Source organism: Aeromicrobium panaciterrae, from assembly GCF_039537165.1.
GTDB classification, from domain to species: Bacteria; Actinomycetota; Actinomycetes; order Propionibacteriales; family Nocardioidaceae; genus Aeromicrobium; species Aeromicrobium panaciterrae.
Genome location: NZ_BAAAZZ010000002.1, coordinates 2,789,940 through 2,813,134, shown reverse-complemented (window position 1 = coordinate 2,813,134; position 23,195 = coordinate 2,789,940). Strand labels below are relative to the sequence as shown.

Below are 23,195 nucleotides of genomic sequence, written 5' to 3'. Positions count from 1 at the left end.
GCCTAGGCCCGGACCTTTTCCCGCATTTCGTAGGTCTCGATGACATCGCCGATCTTGATGTCGTTGTAGCCCTTGAGCACGATGCCGCACTCGAAGCCCTCACGGACCTCGGACACGTCGTCCTTCTCACGACGCAGGCTTCCGAGGTCGAGGTTCTCGGCGACGACCGCGCTGTCGCGCAGCAGACGTGCCTTGGCGTTGCGCTTGATGACACCACCCGTGACCATGCAACCGGCGATGTTGCCGATCTTGCTGGAGCGGAAGATGTCGCGGATCTCGGCCGTGCCGAGCTGCGCCTCCTCGAACTCCGGCTTGAGCAGCCCCTTGAGCGATGCCTCGATCTCCTCGATCGCGTTGTAGATGATCGAGTAGTAGCGGATCTCGACACCTTCACGATCAGCCAGCTCCGTCGCCTTGCCCTGCGGGCGGACGTTGAAGCCGATGATGACGGCGTTGGACGCGGCGGCCAGCATGACGTTGGTCTCGGTGATCGCACCGACGCCGCGGTCGATGACGCGCAGGGCGACACCTTCACCGACGTCGATCTGTGCGAGCGCGTCCTCGAGGGCCTCGACCGAACCGGAGCCATCACCCTTGAGGATGAGGAGCAGCTCGTCGGTCTCGCCCTTCTCGAGCGATGACATGAAGTCCTCGAGCGTACGGCGGCCGCTGCGCTGTGCCAGGAGCGCGTTGCGCTCGCGCGCCTCACGCTTCTCGGCGATCTGGCGAGCCAGACGGTCGTCGGCGACGACCATGAAGTTGTCACCAGCTCCGGGCACAGCCGTCAGACCGAGCACCAGCGCGGGACGCGACGGTGTGGCCTCCTCGATGTTCTCGCCGTGCTCGTCGAGCAGGGCTCGTACGCGACCGAACGCCGGACCGGCGACCAGCGAGTCGCCCACCTTGAGCGTTCCACGGTGTACGAGCACTGTTGCGACGGGACCGCGACCTCGGTCGAGGTGTGCCTCGATGACGAGACCCTCGGCGTTCTGGTCGGGGTTGGCGCGCAGGTCGAGCGAGGCGTCAGCCGTGAGGATGATCGACTCGAGCAACGTGTCGAGACCCGTGCCAGCCTTGGCCGAGACGTCGACGAACATGGTGTCTCCGCCGTACTCCTCGGGCACCAGACCGTATTCGGTCAGCTGACCGCGAGCCTTGGTCGGATCGGCGTCGGGCTTGTCGACCTTGTTGACGGCAACCACGATCGGGACACCGGCGGCCTTGGCGTGGTTGAGCGCCTCGATCGTCTGGGGCATGACCCCGTCATCGGCGGCGACCACGAGGATCGCGATGTCGGTCGCCTGTGCACCACGGGCACGCATGGCGGTGAACGCCTCGTGACCGGGGGTGTCGATGAACGTGATACGACGTTCGGTGCCGTCGACCTCGGTCGCGACCTGGTAGGCGCCGATGGTCTGCGTGATGCCACCGGCCTCCTTGTCGACGACGTTGGCGTTGCGCAGCGCGTCAAGGAGCTTGGTCTTGCCGTGGTCGACGTGACCCATGACGGTGACGACCGGCGGACGGGGTGCGAGGTCTGCGTCGTCACCCTCGTGCTCGCCGAACTCGAGGTCGAACGACTCGAGCAGCTCGCGATCCTCGTCCTCCGGCGAGATGATCTCGACGTTGTAGTTGAGCTCTTCTCCGAGCAGCAGCAGCGTCTCGTCGTTGGCCGACTGGGTGGCCGTGACGATCTCACCGAGGTGGAACAGCACCTCGACGAGCGACGCTGCGTCCACGCCGATCTTCTCGGCGAAGTCGCTCAGCGACGAGCCACGGGTCAGGCGTACGTTCTCGCCGTCGCCCTTGCGTACGCGGACTCCGCCGATCGCGGGAGCCTGCATCTGGTCGTATTCCTGACGCTTCGCGCGCTTGCTCTTGCGTCCGCGACGCACCGGGCCACCGGCGCGACCGAACGCGCCCTGCGTGCCGCCACGGGTGTTGCGGCCACCGGGACCACCCGTGCGCGGGGGTCCGCTGAAGCCGCCTCCGCCACCGGGGGCACCGCCGCCGGGACGACCGGGAGCGCCACCGCCGCCCGGACGACCCTGGAAACCACCGGGTCCGCCACGGCCGGGAGCCGGACGTGCGCCGCCGCCCTGACGCGAGTCGCGCGCCTGCGGGCCGCCGAGGCCCGACTGCCGCGGCATCATCGCCGGGTTGGGGCGAGGCATGCCAGCCACGCCGGGTGCCGCTGGAGCGCCACCTTCACGTGCTGCCGGCGGACGCGGGGCGCGCTGCATGCCCTGCGTCGAGGAGAACGGGTTGTTGCCGGGACGTGCCCCACCCGCGGCGGGTGGACGCGGGCCGGGAGTGGCACTGGGCTTGGGGGCCGCCGGGGCCTCGGTCGCCGCGGCCGGCGCCTCGACGGGTGCCTCGGCAACCGGCTCAGGCTCGGGCTCGGGCGCCTTGGGAACGCGCGGGCCGGGTGTGGGACCCGTGGGTTTGGCCGCCGGCTCGGGTGCCTCGGCGACGGGTGCCTCCTCGGCAGCCTTTTCGGCGGGCGCAGCCTTCTTGGCAGCGGCCTTGCCGCCGCCCTTCTTGGCACCTTGGGCGCGCAAAGCCTCGCCGTGCTCCTCGGTGAGGCGGCGTACGACGGGCGCTTCTACGGTCGAGGACGCCGACTTCACGTATTCACCCATGTCTTTCAGGGTGTTGAGGACGACTTTGCTCTCGACACCGAACTCGCGTGCGAGCTCGTGGACTCTTACAGCCACTTTTCTCCTTCAGGGGGTCCGACCCAAAGGAGGATCAGACCACTATTTGTCAATCAACAGCGTGACGTGCAGGCTCATCGGTCAGTACTCATCGGTGAGTACTCATCGGTTCGTCATGAGCGGGTGCTCCGATTCGTGGTCTGGGAACGCGGCGTGCGTTCCTCGTGGTCATTCAGCAGGTGTTGCCTCGTCGATCATGGCGCTCAACCTGGTCAGATCGAGTGGTCCTTCGACTCGAAGGGCCCTCCCGAACGCCTTGCGCCGTGTCGCGAGCTCCAGACACCGTGCCGTGGGGTGAAGATGCGCCCCGCGACCCGGCAACGAGCGGCTCAGATCGGGTGTCACGACGGTGATGTCTGACTCCCGGGCTGCGACGACTCGCACCAGAGTGGTCTTGTCCGCACGCTCTCGGCAACCGATGCACGTACGAAGGACCTCGGTCAGTCTACCCGTTTCGCGAGGCGGGCGCGTCATCGGTTCCCGAGCCCTCCCCCGTGGCCGGGGCCTCGGTGTCTGAACGGATGTCGATGCGCCACCCCGTCAGCTTCGCGGCGAGACGCGCGTTCTGGCCTTCCTTGCCGATCGCGAGCGACAGCTGGAAGTCGGGGACGACGACCCGCGCCGAGCGAGTCGCCGGGTCGACCAGCGTGACTCCCTTGACCTGAGAGGGAGAAAGCGCGTGGGCGATGAACTCGGCTGGGTCGTCGCTGTAGTCGACGATGTCGATCTTTTCGCCGTGCAGCTCGTGCATGACGTTGCGCACCCGTGACCCCATGGGACCGATGCAGGAGCCCTTGGCGTTGATGCCGGCGACGTTGGCGCGTACCGCGATCTTGGTGCGGTGACCCGCCTCGCGGGCGATCGCCACGATCTCGACAGATCCATCGGCGATCTCGGGTGCCTCGAGCGCGAACAGCAGCTTGACGAGGTTGGGATGCGTGCGGGAGACCTTGACCTTGGGTCCGCGCAGGCCCTTCTCGACCTCGTAGACGTAGGCCTTGAGGCGCTCACCGTGTGCGTACTTCTCCTCGGGCACGCGCTCGGAGGCAACCAGGATCGCCTCGATGCGACCCAGGTCGAGCGCGACGTCACCGGGGCGGCTCTGCTGGATGACGCCCGACACGATGTCACCGACACGGCCGGAGAACTCGCCGTACTTCGCCTCGTCCTCGGCGTCGCGGATGCGCTGCATGATCAGCTGGCGGGCGATCGTCGCGGCAAAGCGTCCGAAGTCGTCCGGCGTGTGCTCGAACTCCTCGGTGAATTGTGGCGTCGGCCTGCTGTCGCCCTCCTCCAAGCCTTGCGAGGGGTCAGTCGCGTCGTGGAGCTCGGCGACCGGCTCGTCGGCGAGGCGCTCCTTGGCCCACACCACGACGTGACCGGTCTTCTTGTCGAGCTCGACCCGTGCATGGGGGTAGGACCCGGGAGTCTTGTGGTAGGCCGAGAGAAGCGCGGTCTCGATGGCCTCGACGACCACCTCGAACGAGATGTCCTTCTCGTGCTCGAGAGCTCGCAGGGCTGCCATGTCGATGTCCATCAGGCGTCCTTCCTGTTCAGCTCGGTCTGTACGAGCGCCGTCGTGATCTGGTCATAGGGGATGCGCGTCGCATCCTTCTTGGTCGTGAGCTCGACACCGGTGTCATCGCTGTCGCCGATGCGGCCGTCGAGCGTCGAGTCGTCAGCCAAGGTGACGCGTACGAGTCGACCCGTGTTGCGACGCCAGTGGCGTGGCAGCGTGAGCGGGCGCTCGACACCCCGCGACGTCACTTCGAGTGTGTAGGGCTCGGCACCCATCACGTCGGACGAGTCGAGAGCCTCGTTGAGTGCTCGGGTGGCTGTGGTGATCTGGTCGATGCCGATGCCGCCGTCGGCATCGAGTGCGATGCGGAGGACCTTGCGACGCCCACCTTGGCGGAGCTCGACGGCCTCGACGTCCATGCCCAACGGCGCGACACAGTCACTGACGAGGGATTCCAGCCGATCGGTCATTGGCTCGTCCTCCTCTGTTCTGTTGTGACGCCTGTGTGTCGACACCCGTTCGGTGTCTGGACCACCTTACCGAACAACCGAGGCCGATCCCGCCAGCTCGAGCGTGGACCAGCACGCGCGACACCGGGCTGCGGACAGTGGGACGAGCCACGTCGCACGCGATCCCGCCGTGCAGCACTGCGCGGGATAACCTCAGGTGGTGATCAGCCGCCGCGCCCTCATCGCAACCGGAGCCGGCGCTGTCGTCCTGGCGGGCGCCGTCGTGGTCGCCGATGCCACGCACCGGCTCGACGACGCTGCGGACGCTGTCGGCCTGCGACCGAAGGCGCGTCCCGTACGCAGCGACGACGCGTTGATCGTCGCGGTGGCGAAGGACCAGAATCGTGTGCTGTCGGCGATCGAGTCGACCGCTGCCAAGCACACCGGGCTGGGTGCCTCGCTGGAGCCGTTCGCCACGATCGCGCAGGCACACGTCAACGCCGTCGGCGGCCCCTCGACCGTGCCGCCGGCACGGCCGGTCGACGCCGACCCCGTCGTGGCGCTCCGGACACTCGCGACGACCCTGTCGTCAGCGTCCACGGCACGTGCCAAGGACGCCGCGAAGGCGGTGTCCCCCGATCTCGCCCGGGTGTTGTCATCCATGTCGGCCGGACTCGCGCAGTGTTCCCGCGGGCTGGGAGCACTCGCATGAGCGCCGTCTCCGCGATGCAGCAGTGGCTGGCCGTCGAGCACGAGGCCGTCTGGCTCTACTCGCTCGTCGGGGCCCGGTTCAGCGCCCTGACCGGCCAGGCACGACGCACCCGCGATGCCCATCTGGTGGCGCGCGACGACCTGCTGGACCGCCTGCACAAGGCGGGCGCCGAGCCGGTGGCGACAGGACTCTCGTACGACGTGGGGCCGCTGAAGACCCAGGACGAGGCTCGCCAGGCCGTGCGCGACGTCGAGGGCCGGATCGCGGCTGCCACCCTCGCCCTGGTCGGCGAGGCGTCCGGCGCGACGCGTGGCCTCGCGACCACGGCGCTACGGCGCGCCGCCCTGACCGACCTTGCATGGGGCGGGGAACCGGTCGCCTTCCCGGGACTGCCGTGATCGCAGTTCCCACCGACTTCGCGCAGATGTACGTCGCGCGCGAGGGCGAGTCGGGACGCGCCTGGATCGCCACGTTGCCGGCGCTGATCGACGAGCTGGCGACGGCGTGGGGCCTGACGGTCGACGAGTCGGTCCTCACCGGACACGTCGGTCTCGTGTGTCTCGTGGAGCGTGACGGCCAGGAGCTGGCGCTCAAGGTGAGCTATCCGTACGAGGACAATGTGCACGAGGGAGACGTCCTTACCGGTTGGCAGGGCGACGGTGCCGTACGGCTCCTGGAGCAGGACCGTCGACACAAGGCCTTGCTGATGGAGCGCGCCGGGCCGGAGTCGCTCGTGACGCATCCGGTCGACGAGTCGATCGTGATCATCGCCGAGCTGTGGTCGCGCATGCACCGGCACGGGCCACTCGATGGCGCCGTGCTGACGAACGACGCCGCCCGCGAGTGGGTGACCAGGATCCCCGAGGAGTGGGCGTTCCTCGCCGACGACCTGCAGACCGACGAGGTCGTCCTGCTGCATGGCGACCTGCACTACGAGAACGTGCTGCGCGCCGACCGCGAGCCCTGGCTGGCGATCGATCCCAAGTGCTACGCCGGCGACCGCGCGTTCGAGGCCGTGTCTCCGCTGTGGGACCGGCTCGACGAGATCACCGGCGACCGCGACGAGGGCATCCGGGCCCGTCACCTGCAGATCTGCGAGGCAGCCGGCTTTGACGTCGTACGCGCCGCGAAGTGGTCGATCCTGCACGCGCTGGAGGACGGCGACGAGCACGGCATCGTGCCTGCCCTGACGCAGGTGATCTAGCTGAGGACGCCCTGGACGTGACCGACGACGTCGGCGATCGCGACGTCGGCACGGTCGCCGGACTTGCGGTCCTTGACCTCGACCACACCGTCGACGACACCCTTGCCCACCACGACGATCGTGGGCACACCGATCAGCTCGGCGTCCTTGAACTTCACGCCGGGCGAGACCTTGCCGACACGGTCGTCGAACAGCACGTCGAGGCCGGCACCAATCAGCTCGGCATAGACGTCCTCGGCGGCGGCGAGGACGGCCTCGTCCTTGCCCGCGGCGACGAGGTGCACGTCGAACGGGGCGAGCTCACGGGGCCATACGAGACCCAGCTCGTCGTGGGCGTACTCCGCGACGGCTGCCACCGCGCGTGACACGCCCACGCCGTACGACCCCATCGTGACCGTGACCAGCTTGCCGTTCTCGTCGAGCACCTTGAGCCCGAGCGCCTCGGCGTACAGGCGACCCAGCTGGAAGATGTGACCCATCTCGATGCCACGGGCGAGCTCGAGCGGTCCCGAGCCGTCAGGTGCCTCGTCGCCGGCACGCACCTCGGCGGCCTCGATCGTGCCGTCGGAGGTGAAGTCGCGACCCGCCACGAGATCGATCACGTGCGAGCCCTGGACGTTGGCGCCGGTGACCCAGCGGGTGCCCTCGACGACGCGCGGATCGGTGAGGTAGCGGATGCCGGTGCTGCTCTCGGTGCCGAGCACGGCAGGGCCGATGTAGCCCTTGACCAGGCCCGGGTTGGCTGCGAAGTCCTTCTCCTCGAACGGCTCGACCTCGGCGGGGGCGACCTGGGCCTCGAGCCGCTTGGCGTCGACTTCCCGGTCACCCGGCACGCCGATCGCGACCGGCTCACGCGTGCCGTCAGGATGACGCAGGATCACGAGCACGTTCTTGAGGGTGTCGCCCGCCGCCCAGGGACGGTCGTCGCGGGGGAATTTCTCGTTCAGGTGGTCCACGAGCGTGTCGATCGTGGGGGTGTCGGGCGTCTGCTCGGCGTGCGCGGCGGGGGCGTCACCGTACGGGACCGGCGCGGGCGCGACCGTCGTGACGGCCTCGACGTTGGCCGCGTAGCCGCCGGGCGAGCGTACGAAGGTGTCCTCGCCGGTCTCGGAGACCGCGAGGAACTCCTCACTGGCCGAGCCACCCATGGCGCCGGACGTGGCCTTGACGATGACGTATTCGAAGCCGAGGCGTTCGAAGATGCGAACGTACGCCTCGCGGTGCGCCTGATAGCTCGCCTCGAGTCCGGCGTCGTCGACGTCGAACGAGTAGGAGTCCTTCATGATGAACTCGCGACCGCGCAGGATGCCGGCGCGGGGACGCGCTTCGTCGCGGTACTTCGTCTGGATCTGGTAGAGGCTCAGCGGCAGGTCCTTGTAGGACGAGTAGAGGTCCTTCACCAGAAGCGTGAAGAACTCCTCGTGCGTCGGGCCGAGCATCATGTCGTTGCCCTTGCGGTCCTTGAGCCGGAACACGTTGGGGCCGTAGTCGGTCCAGCGGCCCGAGATCTCGTACGGCTCGCGCGGCAGCAAGGCCGGGAACCGCACCTCCTGGGAGCCGATCGACTCCATCTCCTCGCGGATGATGCGTTCGACCTTGGCCAGCACCTTGAGGCCGAGCGGCAGCCACGAGTAGATGCCGGGCGCCACCCGGCGTACATAACCCGCGCGCACCAGCAGACGGTGGCTGGGGACCTCGGCATCGGCCGGATCGTCTCGCAGGGTTCGCAGGAACATCCGGGACATACGCATGGCCTTGAGCCTATCGGTGGTGTCGGTTGCGTCAGCCTCGGGCGGCCTTGCGCGCAACACGAATCATCGGAGCCTGCAGCGGCAGCCGGAGCACCGTGCCGGCCTTGAACCAACCGGCTGCCTTCTCGTCACGCACCACGTCGATGGCCATTTGCACGTTGGCCGGGAACACCGCGGCGAGCAGCGCCACGGAACCCTTGCCGCCCAGCTTTCGAGTACGCGGGTAAAGCATCATCGCGCCGAGGATGATCTCGAGGACACCTGAGCCGGCCACCAGCTCTTCCTTGAACGGCAGTGGTTTGGGCACGATCGCGACGTACGGCTCGGGCTTCACCAGGTGCAGCACCCCGGAGGCGGCGAATCCGACGGCAAGGGCCGCAACATCACGTCTCATGCCGCGAGCCTACGGCGCTGCGTCCTCCGCGAGTGGTGCAGACCGCCCCGCGAGTGGCGCATATGCGTGCGACACGCCGTCTCAAGAACCCGGATCTGCACCACTCGCGGGCGGACGTGCACCGCTCAGAACAGGATCGACGAGAACGTCTCGGTGTGCTCGAAGCCGACGCGTTCGTACGCCCGTCGCGCCGGGGTGTTGTGGCCGTTGACGTACAGCGTCACCGACGGCGCGACGCAGGCGCGTACCTGCTCGACGACAGCGGCCACCGCGCCAGCCGCGATGCCCTGTCCGCGCAGGTCAGGGCGTACGTAGACGCCCTGCAGCTGGCAGGCGTAGGACGTGGCTGCCCCGACCTCGGTCTTGAACAGCACCTCGTCGTCCTCGATGATCGCGAACGCCCAGCCCTGCGTGATGAGCTGGGCGACGCGGGCTCGGTAACCGTTGCGGTTGCCGGCCTCGGGGTCGACGCCGACCTCCTCGGTGAACATCGCGACGCACGACGGATAGACCAGGTCGAACTCGTCGATCGCCACGGGACGTACGCGCGGGTCAGGCGTGATGGCGGGATCGTGCTCCAGCACCATGAACGGCTGGTCGAGGCGCGGCGAACGGGCCGGACCCCAGTGCGGCTCGAGGATCTCCCACATCGGCTCGACGGCCGAGCGGAGACCCACGATCGACGACGGGCGGATGTTGTCGCGCAGGGCTCTGTCGGCGAACGCCTCGATCGCGCGAGGAGTGGCCTGGACCGGCACGATGTTGGCACCCGCGTGGCACGCCGAGACGAGCTCGTCGTCCTCGAAGTAGCCCCAGATCTCCCCGCCGAGCCACCGGGTCTGCAGGCGGCTCGCATCGACGCGGCCGCGTACGAACAGGTTGACCAGCGGGTCCTGGTCGAGGAGGGCACGCAGCTCGGGAAGGTCGTGCGGCGTCAGCGCACGTAGCTGTGTGGTGGTCTCGAGCACGACTGCCTCCGGGGAGTGAAGGCTTCAAGCCTACTTGCCGGTGGCGATCAGCTCACCGTGACGGCGGCCGACGAGCCTTCGACGGGCTCCATGCCCTCGGCGAGGCGCATCGCCTCTTCGATCAGCGTCTCGACGATCTTGGACTCGGGCACGGTCTTGATGACCTCGCCCTTGACGAAGATCTGGCCCTTGCCGTTGCCCGAGGCGACGCCGAGATCGGCTTCGCGCGCTTCGCCGGGACCGTTGACGACACAGCCCATGACGGCGACGCGCAGCGGGACCTCCAGTCCGTCGAGGCCGGCCGTGACCTCCTCGGCGAGCGTGTAGACGTCGACCTGGGCGCGACCGCAGGACGGGCACGACACGATCTCGAGCTTGCGCTCGCGAAGGTTGAGCGACTGCAGGATCTGGATGCCGACCTTGACCTCCTCGACGGGCGGGGCGGACAGCGAGACCCGGATGGTGTCACCGATGCCCTTGCCGAGGAGATAGCCGAACGCCGTGGCGCTCTTGATCGTGCCCTGGAACGCCGGGCCGGCCTCGGTCACACCGAGGTGCAACGGCCACTCCCCGCGCTCGGCGAGCATCTCGTAGGCCTGCGCCATGATCACCGGGTCGTTGTGCTTCACCGAGATCTTGAAGTCGTGGAAGTCGTGCTCCTCGAACAGCGACGCCTCCCACACGGCGGACTCGACGAGCGCCTCGGGGGTCGCCCGTCCGTACTTGTCGAAGATGCGCTTGTCGAGCGATCCGGCGTTGACGCCGATGCGGATCGAGACGCCAGCATCCTTCGCAGCCTTGGCGATGGCACCGACCTGGTCGTCGAACTTGCGGATGTTGCCGGGGTTGACACGTACGGCAGCGCAGCCGGCGTCGATCGCGGCGAAGACGTACTTGGGCTGGAAGTGGATGTCGGCGATCACCGGGATGTTGGAGTGCTGGGCGATCTCAGGCAGGGCGTCGGCATCATCCTGGCTGGGGCACGCGACTCGTACGATGTCGCAGCCCGCCGCGGTGAGCTCGGCGATCTGCTGCAGCGTCGTGTTGACGTCGGACGTCAGCGTCGTCGTCATGGATTGCACCGACACGGGGGCGTCGCCGCCGACGTCGACGGTGCCGACCTTGATCTTGCGGGACGTGCGTCGGGGTGCGAGCACCGGTGGCGGCATCGCCGGCAGGCCGAGATCGGTCATCTCAAGTCAGCTTCACGGGGTTGACGATGTCGGCGTATATCAGGATCACACTCATCAGCATAAGGAGAGCGCCCACACCGTAGGCGACCGGCAACATCTTGGCGACGTCGACGTAGCCCGGGTCGGGTCGGCCGCGCAGCCTGGCGATCGGGCGACGTACGGCCTCCCACAGCGCGCCGGCGATGTGCCCGCCGTCGAGCGGCAGCAGCGGGATGAAGTTGAACATCGCGAGGAACAGGTTGAGCCCGGCGAGCAGGACGAGCACCCGCTGCGTCCGCTCGGCCCAGCTGGGGTCGTCGACCGTGACGAGCTCGCCGGCGACGCGGCTGGCACCCACGACGCTGATCGGGCCGTTGGCCTCGCGCTCGGCGCCGAAGGCCGCCTTGACGACGCCGACCATGCGTTGCGGGAGATGGACGATCGCCTCGGCGGTGCCGCTGACGTAGTCACCCATGACGTCGGCGACATAGCCGGGACCCTGGCGCTGCATCGTCTCGGTGGGACCGACGCCGAGGAAGCCGACATCGACGGTCTTGGTCGGATCGTTCTCGTCGAGGCGCGGTGTCACCGAGGTGTCGACCGTGACGACCTTGGTGTCGCCGGCACGCTCGTACTCGATCGTCGCCTCACGGTTGCCGTTGGCGCGGATCAGCGTCGTCAGTTGGTCCCACTCATCGATCTTGGTGCCGTTGAACGACAGGATCCGGTCGCCCGGCTCCAGGCCCGCCTGGCGTGCCGGTGCGACGGGGTCGTCGGCCGTGCAGGCGCGACCCTCCTCGGCGGCGCTGATCGCACAGTCTGAGACCGACGAGACGGTGGTCGTCGGGGTCATGGCGCCGAAGCCCATGAACACCACGCAGAACAGGAACACCGCGATGATGATGTTGACGGTCGGACCACCCGCCATCACGATCAGCTTCTGCCACCACGGCTTGCGGTAGAAGAGCCGGTCGAGGTCGTCGTCGTTGACGTGCTCGTACTCCGCGTTGCGGGCATCCGAGACGAGCTGGGTGAAGAGTCCGGTGTTGGTCTTGCGCACCTCGTGCGGGTCTGCGTCCTTGGCGGGCGGCAGCATCCCGACGAGCTTGACGTAACCGCCCAGCGGGATCGACTTGAAGCCGTACTCGGTCTCCCCGCGCTTGGTCGACCACACGGTGTTGCCGAAGCCGACGAAGAACTGCGTGACCTTGATGCCGAACTTCTTGGCGGGATACATGTGCCCGACCTCGTGCAGCGCGATCGAGATGACGACGCCCAGGACGAACACCACCACGCCGAGCGTGTAGATCAGGGTGTTCATCGCTTCTCCACCAGTTGTGAGGCCCGGGTCCGGGCCCATGCGTCGGCGCCGAGCACGCCGTCGAGGGTCATGTCCTGACGGGCGGCGTCGGGATCACCGAGGTGCTCGTCGAGGACTGCGCCCACCGTGTCCACTATGCCGAGGAAGTCCAAGTCCCCCGCGACGAACGCGTCGACGCAGACCTCGTTGGCGGCGTTGAACACCGCGGGGCCCGTACGACCGAACTCCCCCGCCCTGCGAGCCAAGGTCACGGCCGGGAACGCCTCGTGGTCGAGCGGGAAGAACTCCCACGTCGCGGCGGTGCTCCAGTCGCACGGAGTCGCGGATCCGGGCACGCGGTCGGGCCAGCTGAGGCCGAGCGCGATCGGCAGCTTCATGTCGGGCGGTGATGCCTGCACCATGGTGGAACCATCGGTGAACTCGACCATCGAGTGCACGATCGAGGTCGGGTGTACGACGACGTCGATGCGGTCGTAGCCGATGTCGAACAGCAGGTGGGCCTCGATGACCTCAAGGCCCTTGTTGACCAGCGTCGCCGAGTTGATCGTGATCACGGGGCCCATGTCCCAGGTCGGGTGCGCCATCGCCTGCTCCGGCGTGACGTCGGCGAGGTCGGCGCGCGTACGACCGCGGAACGGTCCCCCACTCGCGGTGACGATCAACCGTTGCACGTCGTCGCGTCGTTCGCCGCGCATCGCCTGGGCCAACGCTGAGTGCTCGGAGTCGACGGGTACGAGCTGGCCCGGCTTGGCCGCCCCGGTGACGAGCTCCCCGCCGATGATCAGCGACTCCTTGTTGGCGAGCGCGAGGGTGGTGCCGGTCTCGAGGGCCGCCAGCGTCGGGAGGAGGCCGACCGAGCCGGTCATGCCGTTGAGCACGACGTCGCACGGGATGCGGGCGACCTCGCTCGCCGCTTCGGGGCCGGCAAGGAGGCGGGGTATGCGGTGGTCGCCGTTCTCGTAGCCGTGCTTCTGGGCCTCGGCGTACAGCGCAAGCTGGACGTCCTCTGCGGCGCTGGCCCTGGCCACGGCAACCACCGGCACGTCGAGCTCGATGGCCTGCTTCGCGAGCAGCGCCGGGTTGCTCCCACCGGCGGCAAGCGCCACGACCTCGAAGCGTTCGGGGTTGGCGGCGATCAGCTCGAGGGCCTGCGTACCGATCGAGCCCGTCGAACCGAGAATGGCGACACGCTTGCGCATGTCACCATTCTCTCGCACGGACGGGCCGGCCGCTCAATCGACCGGAACACGACGGCGACGACACCCCCCGAGGGCGCCGCCACCGCCTGTAGTGTCCCAGGACGGAAGCAAGAAGTAGTCCTACTGCCCTCCCTCCGCCCCGGGAGTCGTTACTTGACTTCCGACTTCAGCACTCGCCAGACGCCGAACGCCATTGGGAGAACGAGCCACGGGAGGCTCGACACAGCCAGCTGTGCCCACTCCTCGCCACTGGGCCCGCCGTCGAACAGCGGGGTCTGCGCGAAGTTGAAGTCGACCCACGGCTGGAGGTCCTTGAACCAGTCCTGGAGCGCCGCGAGGATCCCGAAGATCGTCGGGAGCAGGAACGAGTAGGCGACGTAGGCCACGATCGCCCCCGGCGTGTTGCGGAACAGGATGCCGAGCATGAAGCCGACCAGAAGCCCCAGGACGTTGGCCAGGATGATGTAGCCGTAGTCAGCAGCGGAGATGTCCCACACCGGATCGACGCCGTTCAGTGCCGAGCCCACGAGGTTGCCGACCGCTGCGATGCCGAAGGCGATCACCATGGCGGCGATGCCGACGAGTACTGCGGCGATGGCCTTGGCCAGGATGAGCTGGCCGCGATGAGGCACCAGCGTGAACGTGATGAGGCCGGTTCGCTGGCTCCACTCGCTGGTCACCGCCATGATCGCGATGACTGGAAGCAGCAACACCATGGGGAAGCCGACGGCCTGACCGAACACGTCATACTTCAGCTCGTCGTTCGGCACGAACAGGATGCAGGCGATCGTGGCGATCGTGGCGATGATGGCGATACTCATCAGGAGCCAGAAACCTGAGCGAGTGTCGAACATCTTGCGCAGCTCGACCTTGACCAGGCGTCCGAGCGGAACGCCCGGCTTGCCCGTGTCGATCTTCTCGACGGTTGCGGTGCTCATACGGTGACTCCTTCGTCGGTCGTGGTGTCGCGCTGGGTCTCGGCGGTGAGCTCGAGGAACATCTCCTCCAGGCCAGCGCCTTCGGCGGGCCTCAGCTCGACGAGTGCAACACCTGCCTTGGCGGCGGCTTGACCGACGACCTCGGGCGCGGCTTCCGTACGAAGGCCGCCGTCACCTGACGGCGACGCCTCGAGTCCCGCGGACGTCAGCGCGTTGGCAAGGGCTGACGCGTCGGACGCCTTGACGAACGTTCCAGCTGTCTTGAGCAGCTCCGCCTTGGTGCCCTGGGCGACGATGCGCCCCTGGCCGATCACGATGATCTCGTCGGCGATGACCTCGATCTCGTGCAGGAGGTGCGACGAGAGGAGGACGGTGCCGCCGCGGTTGGCGTACTCCCGCAGCAGGCTGCGCATCCAGTGGATGCCGGCCGGGTCGAGGCCGTTGGCGGGCTCGTCGAGCATCAGGATCTTGGGATCGCCGAGCAGTGCGTTGGCGATGCCGAGTCGCTGGCGCATGCCGAGCGAGTAGTTCTTGACCCGTCGCTTCGACTCCGTGGGGGTGAGGCTGACCAGCTCGAGCATCTCGTCGATCCGTGAGCTCGGCAGGTCCATCGTGAGCGCGCTGATCGTGAGGATCTCGCGACCCGTACGACCCGCGTGCTGAGCGGAGGCGTCAAGCAGGACGCCGAACTGGGTGCCGGGATTGGGTATGTCGCGGTACTTGAGGCCGCCGATCGTCGCCTCACCCGCCGACGCGGGCGTCAGACCAGCGATGATGCGCATCGTCGTGGACTTGCCGGCACCGTTGGGCCCGAGGAATCCGGTGACGGAGCCCGGTCGGGCTTCGAAGGAGACGTTGTCGACGGCCTTGAAGCCGGCGTACGTCTTTGAGAGGTTCTCAACTTTGATCATGCGACTCAGTCTGCCCCAGCAGTGTTGCGCCCCACATCGGTCAGAGGGCGGCGATCTTCAGCCGAAAGTATGAGGATGTGCAGCCTGTTGGGCGACGCCTCCCGCAGCGCGGGGCCCTAGCCTTGGGACGTGAAGGCCGTCGACTACCAACCCGCGCTCGGGTGGTGGAGCCATGCCTGGCGCTACGTGATCATGATCGCGATCTCGGCCGCAGCGTGGTCCGAGGCCGCGCAGTGGCAGTGGGACAACCAGCGCTGGTGGTTCTGGACCGATCTCGGCATCGGGCTCTTCGGGTACGTCCTAGTCGCCTGGCGCCGGGCCTTCCCCGTGCCCGTTGCGGTGGTCCTCAACGCGCTGTCATTCGTGTCGTTCTCGGTCGCCGGCCCAGCAACGCTCGCCCTGGTCTCCGTCGCGACGCGGCGGCGTTGGCGAGAGATCATCCCCCTCGGAGTCCTGTCGCTGACCGGAGGACTGGCGCTGGAGGCCATCAACCCGGTCAACCACGACGAGTTCGCGTTCACCATCCCGTTCATCGTCGCCATCATCGCCGTCACGGTCGGGTGGGGCATGTACATCGGCTCTCGCCGCGAGCTGCTCGCCACGCTGCGCGAGCGCGCCAACACCTCCGAGGCGGTGCAGGCCGCACGTGTCGCGGCGGCTCGTACTGCCGAGCGGGCCCAGATCGCCCGCGAGATGCACGACGTGCTGGCGCACCGCATCTCCTTGGTGACGATGCACGCCGGCGCGCTGACCTACCGGACCGACCTCGATGCCGACGAGATGCGGGCGACGGCGGCGGTGATCCAGGACAACTCGCACCAGGCGATGGTCGAGCTCCGCGAGGTGCTCGGCCTGCTCCGGGAGGGTCCGGGCGATGCCGCTCCGGAGCTGCCACAGCCGTCAGCGGCCGACCTTCCGGCGCTGCTCGTCGAGGCCAAGGAGTCAGGCATGAACATCCAGTCCGAGCTGGTCGACCTTGACGACATCCCGGAGACCCTCGGTCGTACTGCCTACCGGGTCATCCAGGAAGGGCTGACCAACGCCCGCAAGCACGCGCCCAACACCGCCGTCACGGTGATCCTGCGCGGCGGGCCTGACGACGGCCTGCGTGCCACGGTGCGCAACCCGCTCCCGATCGGCTCCACGGCGCCAGGCAGCCCCGAGTCCGGGCTGGGCCTGATCGGACTCGCAGAGCGGACGGCACTCGTCGGCGGCAGGCTGACCCATCGAGTGACGGACGACCGCGAGTTCGTGCTGTCGGCGTGGATACCGTGGCACGCATGACGACCCGAGTCCTGCTGACGGACGACGACGCACTCGTACGAGCCGGTCTCGCGCTGATCCTCGGCGGATCGCCCGACATCACGATCGTCGGTGAGGCCGCCAACGGGGCAGAGTCCGTGCAGAAGGTGCGTGGCGGTGGCGTCGACGTCGTGCTCATGGACATCCGCATGCCGGTCATGGACGGCATCGCGGCGACATCCCAGCTGCTCGACCTGCCGGACGCCCCCAAGGTCATCGTGCTGACGACGTTCGACGCCGACGAGTACGTCGTACGCGCTCTGGCCGCGGGGGCTCACGGGTTCCTGCTGAAGGACACGCCGCCCGCCGACATCGTCGCGGCCATCTCCAAGGTGGTCGCGGGTGAGCCGATGCTGTCGCCGACCATCACGGCACAGCTCATACGCCAGGTCACGGAAGCCGCACCTGACGACAAGTGCGAGGAGGCACTCGCCCGGGTGGCATCGCTCACCGCCCGGGAGCGGGAGGTTGCCGTCGCAATCGGCACCGGGTCGTCCAACGCCGAGATCGCCACCGACCTCCACATGAGCGTGGCCACCGTCAAGGCGCACATCTCGCACATCTTCACCAAGCTCGAGGTGACCAACCGGGTGCAGGTCGCGATCTGCATGCATGACGCCGGACTCATCTGAGCGCTAGATTCTGCGCATGGCTGACTACCGCGACGTCAATCGCGCCAACTGGGACGAGCGTGCGCCCGCGCACGTCGACTCACCCGGGTACGCCGTCGACAAGTTCCGCGCCGATCCCGCCTACATCTCCGACGTCGTCCGGTTCGACCTCCCGCTGCTCGGCTCGGTCGCCGGCGTACGAGGCGTGCACCTGCAGTGCCACATCGGCACCGACACGATCTCGTTGACACGCCTCGGAGCACACATGACGGGACTCGACTTCAGCGGTGCCGCCATCGCACAGGCCCGGAGCCTCGCCGAGGAGCTCGGCCACGAGGTCGAGTTCGTCGAGGCGGAGCTGTACGACGCCACTTCGGTGCTGCCGGAGCACTCGTTCGACCTGGTGTTCACGGGCATCGGTGCGATCGGCTGGCTGCCCGACATCAAGCGCTGGGCCGGCGTCGTCGCCGGACTGCTGGCACCCGACGGACGACTGTTCATCCGCGAAGGGCACCCCGTGCTCTGGTCACTGGGTGACCGTACGGACGGTCTGATCGCGATCGAGCACCCGTACTTCGAGCAGGACGAGCCGACGGTGTGGGACGAACCCGGCACGTACGTCGAGACCGACACCGAGTTCACGCACACCGTGACGCACGAGTGGAACCACGGTCTCGGCGAGATCATGACGGCCCTGCTCGAGGCGGGACTGTCGATCACCGGGTTCGTCGAGCACGACAGCGTGCCGTGGGAAGCGATCGACGGTCAGATGGAGCACCTGCCCAATGGCGAGTGGCGGCTCCGCGACCGCCCGCACCGACTCCCCCACAGCTACACGCTGCAAGCCGTCAAGCTGGCGTGACCTGCGCCGTCCAGGCGTGCTCGATGGGGATGTCCCGGCCCAGGACGTTGACCGCGGCGCGGTGACCTGAGCACATCGCGGCTGTCACGGTGGCCGGGTCGTCGGTCCAGGTGGCCTCGCCCGCAAGGTGCAGCACCCCGCCGACCGGCGTCGCGAGGGTGTCGTGGTCATTCGTCGAGGCGCCGATCCTCATGTACGCGAACGAGCCGCGGGCGAAGGGATCGTCCTGCCAGCTGGTGACGTGCACGGCCGTCGGCTCCTCCACCCGGTCGCCGTACAGCCGCCGCAGCTGGACGAGGACGGATTCGGCCACCAGCGACTGGTCCCAGCCGTGCGTTGCCTTCGCCGCAGGTCCCGCCGCGAACGTGAGTAGGGTGGGCGTGCCGTCCAGCTCCGTCAGGTCGTACCACGAGTGCCACCACTCACCCTGAGGCCCCAGCTGGCGGATCGCGTAGACACCGTCGTCCCAGAACTTCGTCGGGAATCGCAGGAACACCTTCTCGAAGGCGTTCATCTCCAACCGTCCCAGGGCACCCGCCACCGGCTCAGGCAACGGCGGCTCGATGACGAGGTCGTCACTCTGCAGCACTCCCACCGACACCGTGACGACGGCAGAGCCAGCCACAAGCTCCGAGTCGCCCACCGTGACCGCCACGCCGTCAGCCGCCCATTCCACCTGCGAGACGACGTGCCCGAGACGTACGTCGAGTCCCTCCGCCAGGTGCTCGGGGAGGCGTGCGTAGCCCTCGGGGAAGACCACCTCGTCGCCGTCGATCTCGTCGTTGTCGAGGCCGTGCGCCGCAAGGTCCTCGATCCACGCGCCGAGCTGCTCCTCCGTCCGATGGCTGAGGAACTCGCGTACCCGGTCGGCCCGCTCGGCCTCCCAGCCCAACGATTCAAGGGCCGTCCTGACGACCTGCGAGTACGACGTGTCGGGTGCCGACGCCTCGATGAGTCCCAGCAACGCCGCATCCACCGCATGCACGTCGTCCGCAAAACGCTGGGCATCGGCGCCGGAGAGCCGCTCACCTCCTGGGCCGAAGTAGGCGATGGGGCGGCCGTCAGGTTGGTAGCTGCCGATCGTGTACTCGTGCACCCGCATGCCGAACGCCGTCGCGGCTGCGGCGACCGGATTGTCGTCGATGCCGTGGATCCACGATGCGCCACGATCCATCACGTGCCCGTCCGAGCGGTCGGTCCACACCCGGCCGCCGACTCGATCGCGGGCCTCGAGCACCACGACGCGTTGGCCGGCGCTCGCAAGAAGGCGAGCCGCGATGAGGCCGGAGACTCCTGCCCCCACCACGATGGTGTCGAAGTGATCCACTTCAGCCGTCGAGGTTGGTCATGACGTGCTTGATGCGGGTGTAGTCCTCGAGCCCGTACATCGAAAGGTCCTTGCCGTAGCCCGAGTGCTTGAAGCCTCCGTGTGGCATCTCGGCGACGAGCGGGATGTGGGTGTTGATCCACACGCAACCGAAGTCGAGCCGCTTGGCCATGCGCATCGCACGCCCGTGGTCCTTGGTCCACACCGACGACGAGAGCCCGTACTCGACGCCGTTGGCCCAGCGCACGGCCTCGTCCTCGTCGCTGAACTGCTGGACCGTGATGACCGGGCCGAAGATCTCCTCCTGGCTGGCACGGTCGTCCTGCGTGAGTCCCGAGACGACGGTCGGCTCGTAGAAGTAGCCCTCACCGAGTGCGGCGACCCGCTGGCCGCCCGTCTCGATGTTCGCGTGATCGGGCAGATCATCCATGAACCCCCTGACGTGGGCCAGCTGGTTCTCATTGTTGACGGGCCCGAAGTAGGTCTCGTCGTCGTCGGGCATGCCAACCTTCGTGCCCCGGGCGGCCTCCGTGAGAGCCGCCGTGAAGTCGGCGGCGACGCGCGGGTGGACCAGCACGCGAGTCGCTGCGGTGCAGTCCTGACCGGCGTTGAAGTAGCCCGCGCCGGCGATGCCCTCAGCGGCGGCGGCGAGGTCGGCGTCGTCGAACACCACGACCGGCGCCTTGCCGCCCAGCTCGAGGTGCGGCTTCTTGAGTCCGTCAGCGGCTGCCTTCGCCACCTCGATGCCGGCCCGTACGGATCCGGTGATGGCCACCATCTGCGGAATCGGGTGAGACACCAGCGCCTTGCCGGTCTCACGGTCACCGCAGACGACGTTGAACACGCCGGGCGGGAAGAACTCCTGCGCCATTTCGGCCAGCAGCGACGTCGACGCGGGCGTCGTGTCGCTGGGCTTGAGCACGACGGTGTTGCCGGCCGCCAGCGCCGGTCCGATCTTCCAGATCGCCATCATCAGCGGGTAGTTCCACGGCGTCACCTGCGCGACGACCCCGATCGGCTCGCGGCGGATCATCGAGGTGTGGCCCTTCATGTACTCGCCCGCCGACCGGCCCTCCAGCACTCGAGCTGCGCCCGCGAAGAACGTCAGCACCTCGGTCGCCTGGTACATCTCCTCGCTCATCGTCAACGCGATCGGCTTGCCGGTGTCGCGTGACTCGACGGCGACGATCTCCTCTGCGCGCTCGTCGATCGCGGCGGCCAGCTTGAGCATCGCCTTCTGGCGCTCGTACGGGGTCGTGTCACGCCAGGTCTCGAATGCCGTCTCCGCGGCCTTGAGCGCGGCGTCGACGTCCTCGGGGCCAGACAGTGGCGCCGACGCGTAGACCTGACCCGTGGACGGGTCGATCACGTCGTACGTCCTGCCGCTCCTGGCAGCGACCTGCTTGCCGTTGATGACATTGGTGATGGGGCGATCCATGACCTCATCCAACCCCATGCGTCAAGCGTGTCGCAACGGATTTCGCGGCAAATCACGCATTGGGCGACGAAATCCCTTGTCACGGCGTTGCGGCTGTTGCGATCATGGCGACATGACCTACTCCGACGAGGACATCGCCCGACTCCAGAAGGCCGGCAAGCGCCACCTGTGGATGCACTTCTCGCGCCACGGCTCGTACGCCGACCACGACATCCCGATCATCACGAAGGGCGACGGGATGTACGTCTGGGACGCCAACGGCAAGAAGTACCTTGACGGTCTCGCCGGGCTGTTCGTCGTCCAGGCGGGTCACGGCCGTGAGGAGCTCGCGGAGGCTGCTGCCAAGCAGGCCAAGGAGCTGGCGTTCTTCCCGATCTGGACGTTCGCGCACCCCAACGCGATCGAGCTGGCCGAGCGCATCGCGTCGTACGCACCCGGCGACCTCAACCGGGTCTTCTTCACCACAGGCGGTGGCGAGGCGGTCGAGACGGCATGGAAGGCGGCCAAGCAGTACTTCAAGCTCACCGGCAAGCCCGCCAAGACCAAGGTCATCAGCCGGCAGATCGCCTATCACGGCACGACGCACGGAGCGCTCTCGATCACCGGGATCCCGGGACTGAAGAAGCCGTACGAACCACTGGTCCCGTCGACGATCCACGTGCCCAACACCAACTTCTACCGCGCGCCAGATCCGACGATGGACGAAACGGCATTCGGACGGTGGGCTGCCGACGAGATCGAACGGGCGATCCTCGCCGAGGGCGCCGACACCGTGTGCGCGGTGTTCCTCGAGCCGGTGCAGAACGCGGGAGGCTGCTTCCCTCCACCGCCCGGCTACTTCCAGCGGGTCCGCGAGATCTGCGACCGCCACGAGGTGCTGCTGGTCTCCGACGAGGTCATCTGCGCGTTCGGACGCCTGGGCGACATGTTCGGCGCCAACCGCTACGGCTACGTGCCCGACATGATCACCTGCGCCAAGGGGCTCACCTCGGGCTACTCGCCGCTCGGCGCCATGATCGCGTCCGACCGGATGATGGAGCCGTTCCTTGAAGGCACCACGAGCTTCGTGCACGGCTACACGTTCGGCGGCCACCCCGTGTCGACCGCCGTCGCAATGGCCAACCTCGACATCTTCGAGCGCGAGAAGATCAACGAGCACGTCCGCGACACCGAGGGAGCGTTCCGCGGCACGTTGGAGAAGCTGCTCGACCTCGACATCGTCGGCGACGTACGCGGCGATGGCTTCTTCTACGGCATCGAGCTGGTCAAGGACAAGGCCACCAAGGAGAGCTTCGACGACGCGGAGTCGGAGAAGCTCCTGCGCGGATTCCTCTCAAAGGCGCTGTTCGACGGCGGTCTCTACTGCCGCGCCGACGACCGCGGCGACCCGGTGATCCAGCTGTCGCCACCCCTGATCGCCGACCAGTCCCACTTCGACGAGATCGAGCAGATCCTGCGCTCCGTGCTCACGGAGGCGCAGGGCCTGCTCTGATCGCGCCGCCCACAGGGCAGGCGTGCACACGGGTCAGGCCTGGTTGAAGCGCAGCATGTTGCCGGCAGGGTCACGTACGGCACAGTCGCGCACACCCCACGGCTGGTCGATGGGCTCCTGCACGACATCGGCGCCCGAAGCCTGGAGCTTCTCGAACGTCGCGTCCAGGTCGTCGGTGGTGAAGACCACGAGGCCGATCATGCCCTTGGCCATCATGTCGGCGAGCAGCTTGCGCTCGGCGGGAGGCGCCTCGGGTGCCGCTGGGCCAAGCACGATCGAGACGTCCGGCTGCGAGGGCGGGCCCACGGTGATCCAGCGCATGTCGCCCTGGCCGACATCGTTGCGTACGTCGTAGCCGAGCACGTCACGGTAGAACGTGAGCGCCGCATCGGGATCGTCGACGTTGAGATAGCTGGTTGAGATCTTGATATCCATGACCTCACGCTAGAGCTCACCCGAGCGTCCGCGCTTCTCCATTCCTGATCGGTCGCGTGTAGATCTTCTGGATGCACGGGATCGACGCTGCGTCCTTCTCGTGCGGCCGCGCCTTGTAGGCGCTCGGGCTCTCTCCGACCAGCTCGGAGAACTTGCTGCTGAACGAGCCCAACGACGAACAGCCGACCTCGAAGCACACCTCGGTCACGGAGAGGTCACCTCGGCGAAGCAGCGCCATGGCGCGCTCGATGCGACGCGTCATCAGGTAGCTGTACGGCGTCTCGCCGAACTCCTCCCGGAAGCTGCGGGCGAAATGGCCCGGCGACATCAGTGCGGTGCGGGCAAGAGCCTCGACGTCGAGGGGCCGGGCGTACTCACGGTCCATCTGGTCGCGCGCCTTGCGCAGCAGCACGAGGTCGGAGGTCTCCACGGGCTGAGTATTTCACGCAGGTCCGTCATACGGCGGAATCCGG

23 protein-coding genes are annotated in these 23,195 nt (G+C 67.8%); 7 read left to right on the top strand and 16 right to left on the bottom strand.

Annotated elements, in window-relative coordinates; all coding sequences use genetic code 11:
- Window positions 1–2 precede the first annotated feature (2 nt).
- The 4 genes from infB to rimP form a co-directional block, all read right to left on the bottom strand.
- The gene (infB, locus tag ABD683_RS14705; protein ID WP_344770717.1) at window positions 3–2,717 is read right to left on the bottom strand and encodes a translation initiation factor IF-2; all 2,715 of its coding nucleotides are present in this window, start codon (window positions 2,715–2,717) and stop codon (window positions 3–5) included.
- Between the two features lie 168 nt (window positions 2,718–2,885).
- Window positions 2,886–3,191: a YlxR family protein gene (locus tag ABD683_RS14700; RefSeq protein ID WP_344770716.1), complete on the bottom strand. Its 306-nt coding sequence runs from the start codon at window positions 3,189–3,191 to the stop codon at window positions 2,886–2,888.
- Entirely contained in the window at window positions 3,163–4,254 is a 1,092-nt protein-coding gene (nusA, locus tag ABD683_RS14695) for a transcription termination factor NusA (RefSeq protein ID WP_344770715.1), read from the bottom strand. Before nusA ends, ABD683_RS14700 begins: the two co-directional genes overlap by 29 nt.
- On the bottom strand, window positions 4,254–4,706 hold the full coding sequence (gene rimP / locus ABD683_RS14690; RefSeq protein WP_344770714.1) for a ribosome maturation factor RimP: 453 nt from the start codon (window positions 4,704–4,706) through the stop codon (window positions 4,254–4,256). The genes nusA and rimP overlap by 1 nt, the downstream gene beginning before the upstream one ends.
- A 199-nt stretch (window positions 4,707–4,905) precedes the next feature.
- Between rimP and ABD683_RS14685 the strand changes: the two genes are divergently transcribed.
- Genes ABD683_RS14685 through ABD683_RS14675 form a run of 3 tightly spaced genes read left to right on the top strand, consistent with a single transcriptional unit; the run spans window position 4,906 to window position 6,601 of the window.
- Window positions 4,906–5,397, top strand: a complete 492-nt coding sequence (locus ABD683_RS14685) for a hypothetical protein (protein WP_344770713.1) — start codon at window positions 4,906–4,908, stop codon at window positions 5,395–5,397.
- On the top strand, window positions 5,394–5,795 hold the full coding sequence (locus tag ABD683_RS14680) for a DUF4439 domain-containing protein (protein ID WP_344770712.1): 402 nt from the start codon (window positions 5,394–5,396) through the stop codon (window positions 5,793–5,795). The genes ABD683_RS14685 and ABD683_RS14680 overlap by 4 nt, the downstream gene beginning before the upstream one ends.
- Window positions 5,792–6,601 carry an aminoglycoside phosphotransferase family protein gene (locus ABD683_RS14675; RefSeq protein ID WP_344770711.1) on the top strand — a complete coding sequence of 270 codons (810 nt, stop codon included), beginning with the start codon at window positions 5,792–5,794 and terminating at the stop codon, window positions 6,599–6,601. The genes ABD683_RS14680 and ABD683_RS14675 overlap by 4 nt, the downstream gene beginning before the upstream one ends.
- On the opposite strand, the gene ABD683_RS14670 is transcribed toward ABD683_RS14675, so the two are convergent.
- The 8 genes from ABD683_RS14670 to ABD683_RS14635 all read right to left on the bottom strand — a co-directional run bounded on the left by ABD683_RS14670 (window position 6,598) and on the right by ABD683_RS14635 (window position 15,255).
- Entirely contained in the window at window positions 6,598–8,346 is a 1,749-nt protein-coding gene (locus ABD683_RS14670) for a proline--tRNA ligase (protein ID WP_344771609.1), read from the bottom strand. The two genes, ABD683_RS14675 and ABD683_RS14670, sit on opposite strands and share 4 nt — an antisense overlap.
- Window positions 8,347–8,383: 37 nt before the next feature.
- Window positions 8,384–8,746 (bottom strand): DoxX family protein, encoded by a 363-nt coding sequence (locus ABD683_RS14665; protein ID WP_344770710.1) that lies wholly within the window; start codon window positions 8,744–8,746, stop codon window positions 8,384–8,386.
- A gap of 125 nt (window positions 8,747–8,871) precedes the next feature.
- Window positions 8,872–9,714 (bottom strand): GNAT family N-acetyltransferase, encoded by an 843-nt coding sequence (locus ABD683_RS14660; RefSeq protein ID WP_344770709.1) that lies wholly within the window; start codon window positions 9,712–9,714, stop codon window positions 8,872–8,874.
- Between the two features lie 47 nt (window positions 9,715–9,761).
- Window positions 9,762–10,907, bottom strand: coding sequence for a flavodoxin-dependent (E)-4-hydroxy-3-methylbut-2-enyl-diphosphate synthase (ispG, locus tag ABD683_RS14655; protein ID WP_344770708.1), 1,146 nt, complete (start codon window positions 10,905–10,907; stop codon window positions 9,762–9,764).
- A gap of 1 nt (window position 10,908) precedes the next feature.
- Complete coding sequence (locus tag ABD683_RS14650; protein WP_344770707.1) at window positions 10,909–12,207, bottom strand: M50 family metallopeptidase; 1,299 nt, start codon at window positions 12,205–12,207, stop codon at window positions 10,909–10,911.
- Entirely contained in the window at window positions 12,204–13,406 is a 1,203-nt protein-coding gene (gene dxr / locus ABD683_RS14645; RefSeq protein WP_344770706.1) for a 1-deoxy-D-xylulose-5-phosphate reductoisomerase, read from the bottom strand. Before dxr ends, ABD683_RS14650 begins: the two co-directional genes overlap by 4 nt.
- 149 nt (window positions 13,407–13,555) lie before the next feature.
- Window positions 13,556–14,344, bottom strand: a complete 789-nt coding sequence (locus tag ABD683_RS14640; protein WP_344770705.1) for an ABC transporter permease — start codon at window positions 14,342–14,344, stop codon at window positions 13,556–13,558.
- Entirely contained in the window at window positions 14,341–15,255 is a 915-nt protein-coding gene (locus ABD683_RS14635; protein WP_344770704.1) for an ABC transporter ATP-binding protein, read from the bottom strand. The genes ABD683_RS14640 and ABD683_RS14635 overlap by 4 nt, the downstream gene beginning before the upstream one ends.
- Window positions 15,256–15,384: 129 nt before the next feature.
- Here ABD683_RS14635 and ABD683_RS14630 point away from each other — a divergent pair, with 129 nt between their 5' ends.
- From ABD683_RS14630 to ABD683_RS14620, 3 genes are read left to right on the top strand one after another with little or no spacing between them, the layout of a single operon-like run.
- Complete coding sequence (locus ABD683_RS14630) at window positions 15,385–16,539, top strand: sensor histidine kinase (protein ID WP_344770703.1); 1,155 nt, start codon at window positions 15,385–15,387, stop codon at window positions 16,537–16,539.
- Complete coding sequence (locus ABD683_RS14625; RefSeq protein ID WP_344770702.1) at window positions 16,536–17,189, top strand: response regulator; 654 nt, start codon at window positions 16,536–16,538, stop codon at window positions 17,187–17,189. Before ABD683_RS14630 ends, ABD683_RS14625 begins: the two co-directional genes overlap by 4 nt.
- A 16-nt stretch (window positions 17,190–17,205) precedes the next feature.
- Entirely contained in the window at window positions 17,206–18,030 is an 825-nt protein-coding gene (locus ABD683_RS14620; protein WP_344770701.1) for a class I SAM-dependent methyltransferase, read from the top strand.
- Here the strand turns inward: ABD683_RS14620 and ABD683_RS14615 are convergent.
- Both ABD683_RS14615 and ABD683_RS14610 read right to left on the bottom strand, forming a co-directional pair.
- On the bottom strand, window positions 18,017–19,357 hold the full coding sequence (locus tag ABD683_RS14615; protein ID WP_344770700.1) for a flavin monoamine oxidase family protein: 1,341 nt from the start codon (window positions 19,355–19,357) through the stop codon (window positions 18,017–18,019). The genes ABD683_RS14620 and ABD683_RS14615 overlap by 14 nt on opposite strands.
- Before the next feature lies 1 nt (window position 19,358).
- Complete coding sequence (locus ABD683_RS14610; RefSeq protein WP_344770699.1) at window positions 19,359–20,795, bottom strand: gamma-aminobutyraldehyde dehydrogenase; 1,437 nt, start codon at window positions 20,793–20,795, stop codon at window positions 19,359–19,361.
- A 112-nt stretch (window positions 20,796–20,907) separates the two neighbouring features.
- Here ABD683_RS14610 and ABD683_RS14605 point away from each other — a divergent pair, with 112 nt between their 5' ends.
- Window positions 20,908–22,287 (top strand): aspartate aminotransferase family protein, encoded by a 1,380-nt coding sequence (locus ABD683_RS14605; RefSeq protein WP_344770698.1) that lies wholly within the window; start codon window positions 20,908–20,910, stop codon window positions 22,285–22,287.
- Window positions 22,288–22,320: 33 nt separating this feature from the next.
- Here ABD683_RS14605 and ABD683_RS14600 read toward each other — a convergent pair whose 3' ends face one another.
- Both ABD683_RS14600 and ABD683_RS14595 read right to left on the bottom strand, forming a co-directional pair.
- On the bottom strand, window positions 22,321–22,722 hold the full coding sequence (locus ABD683_RS14600; protein WP_344770697.1) for a VOC family protein: 402 nt from the start codon (window positions 22,720–22,722) through the stop codon (window positions 22,321–22,323).
- A gap of 16 nt (window positions 22,723–22,738) precedes the next feature.
- Window positions 22,739–23,152, bottom strand: coding sequence for a helix-turn-helix transcriptional regulator (locus ABD683_RS14595; RefSeq protein WP_425548513.1), 414 nt, complete (start codon window positions 23,150–23,152; stop codon window positions 22,739–22,741).
- Window positions 23,153–23,195 lie beyond the last annotated feature (43 nt).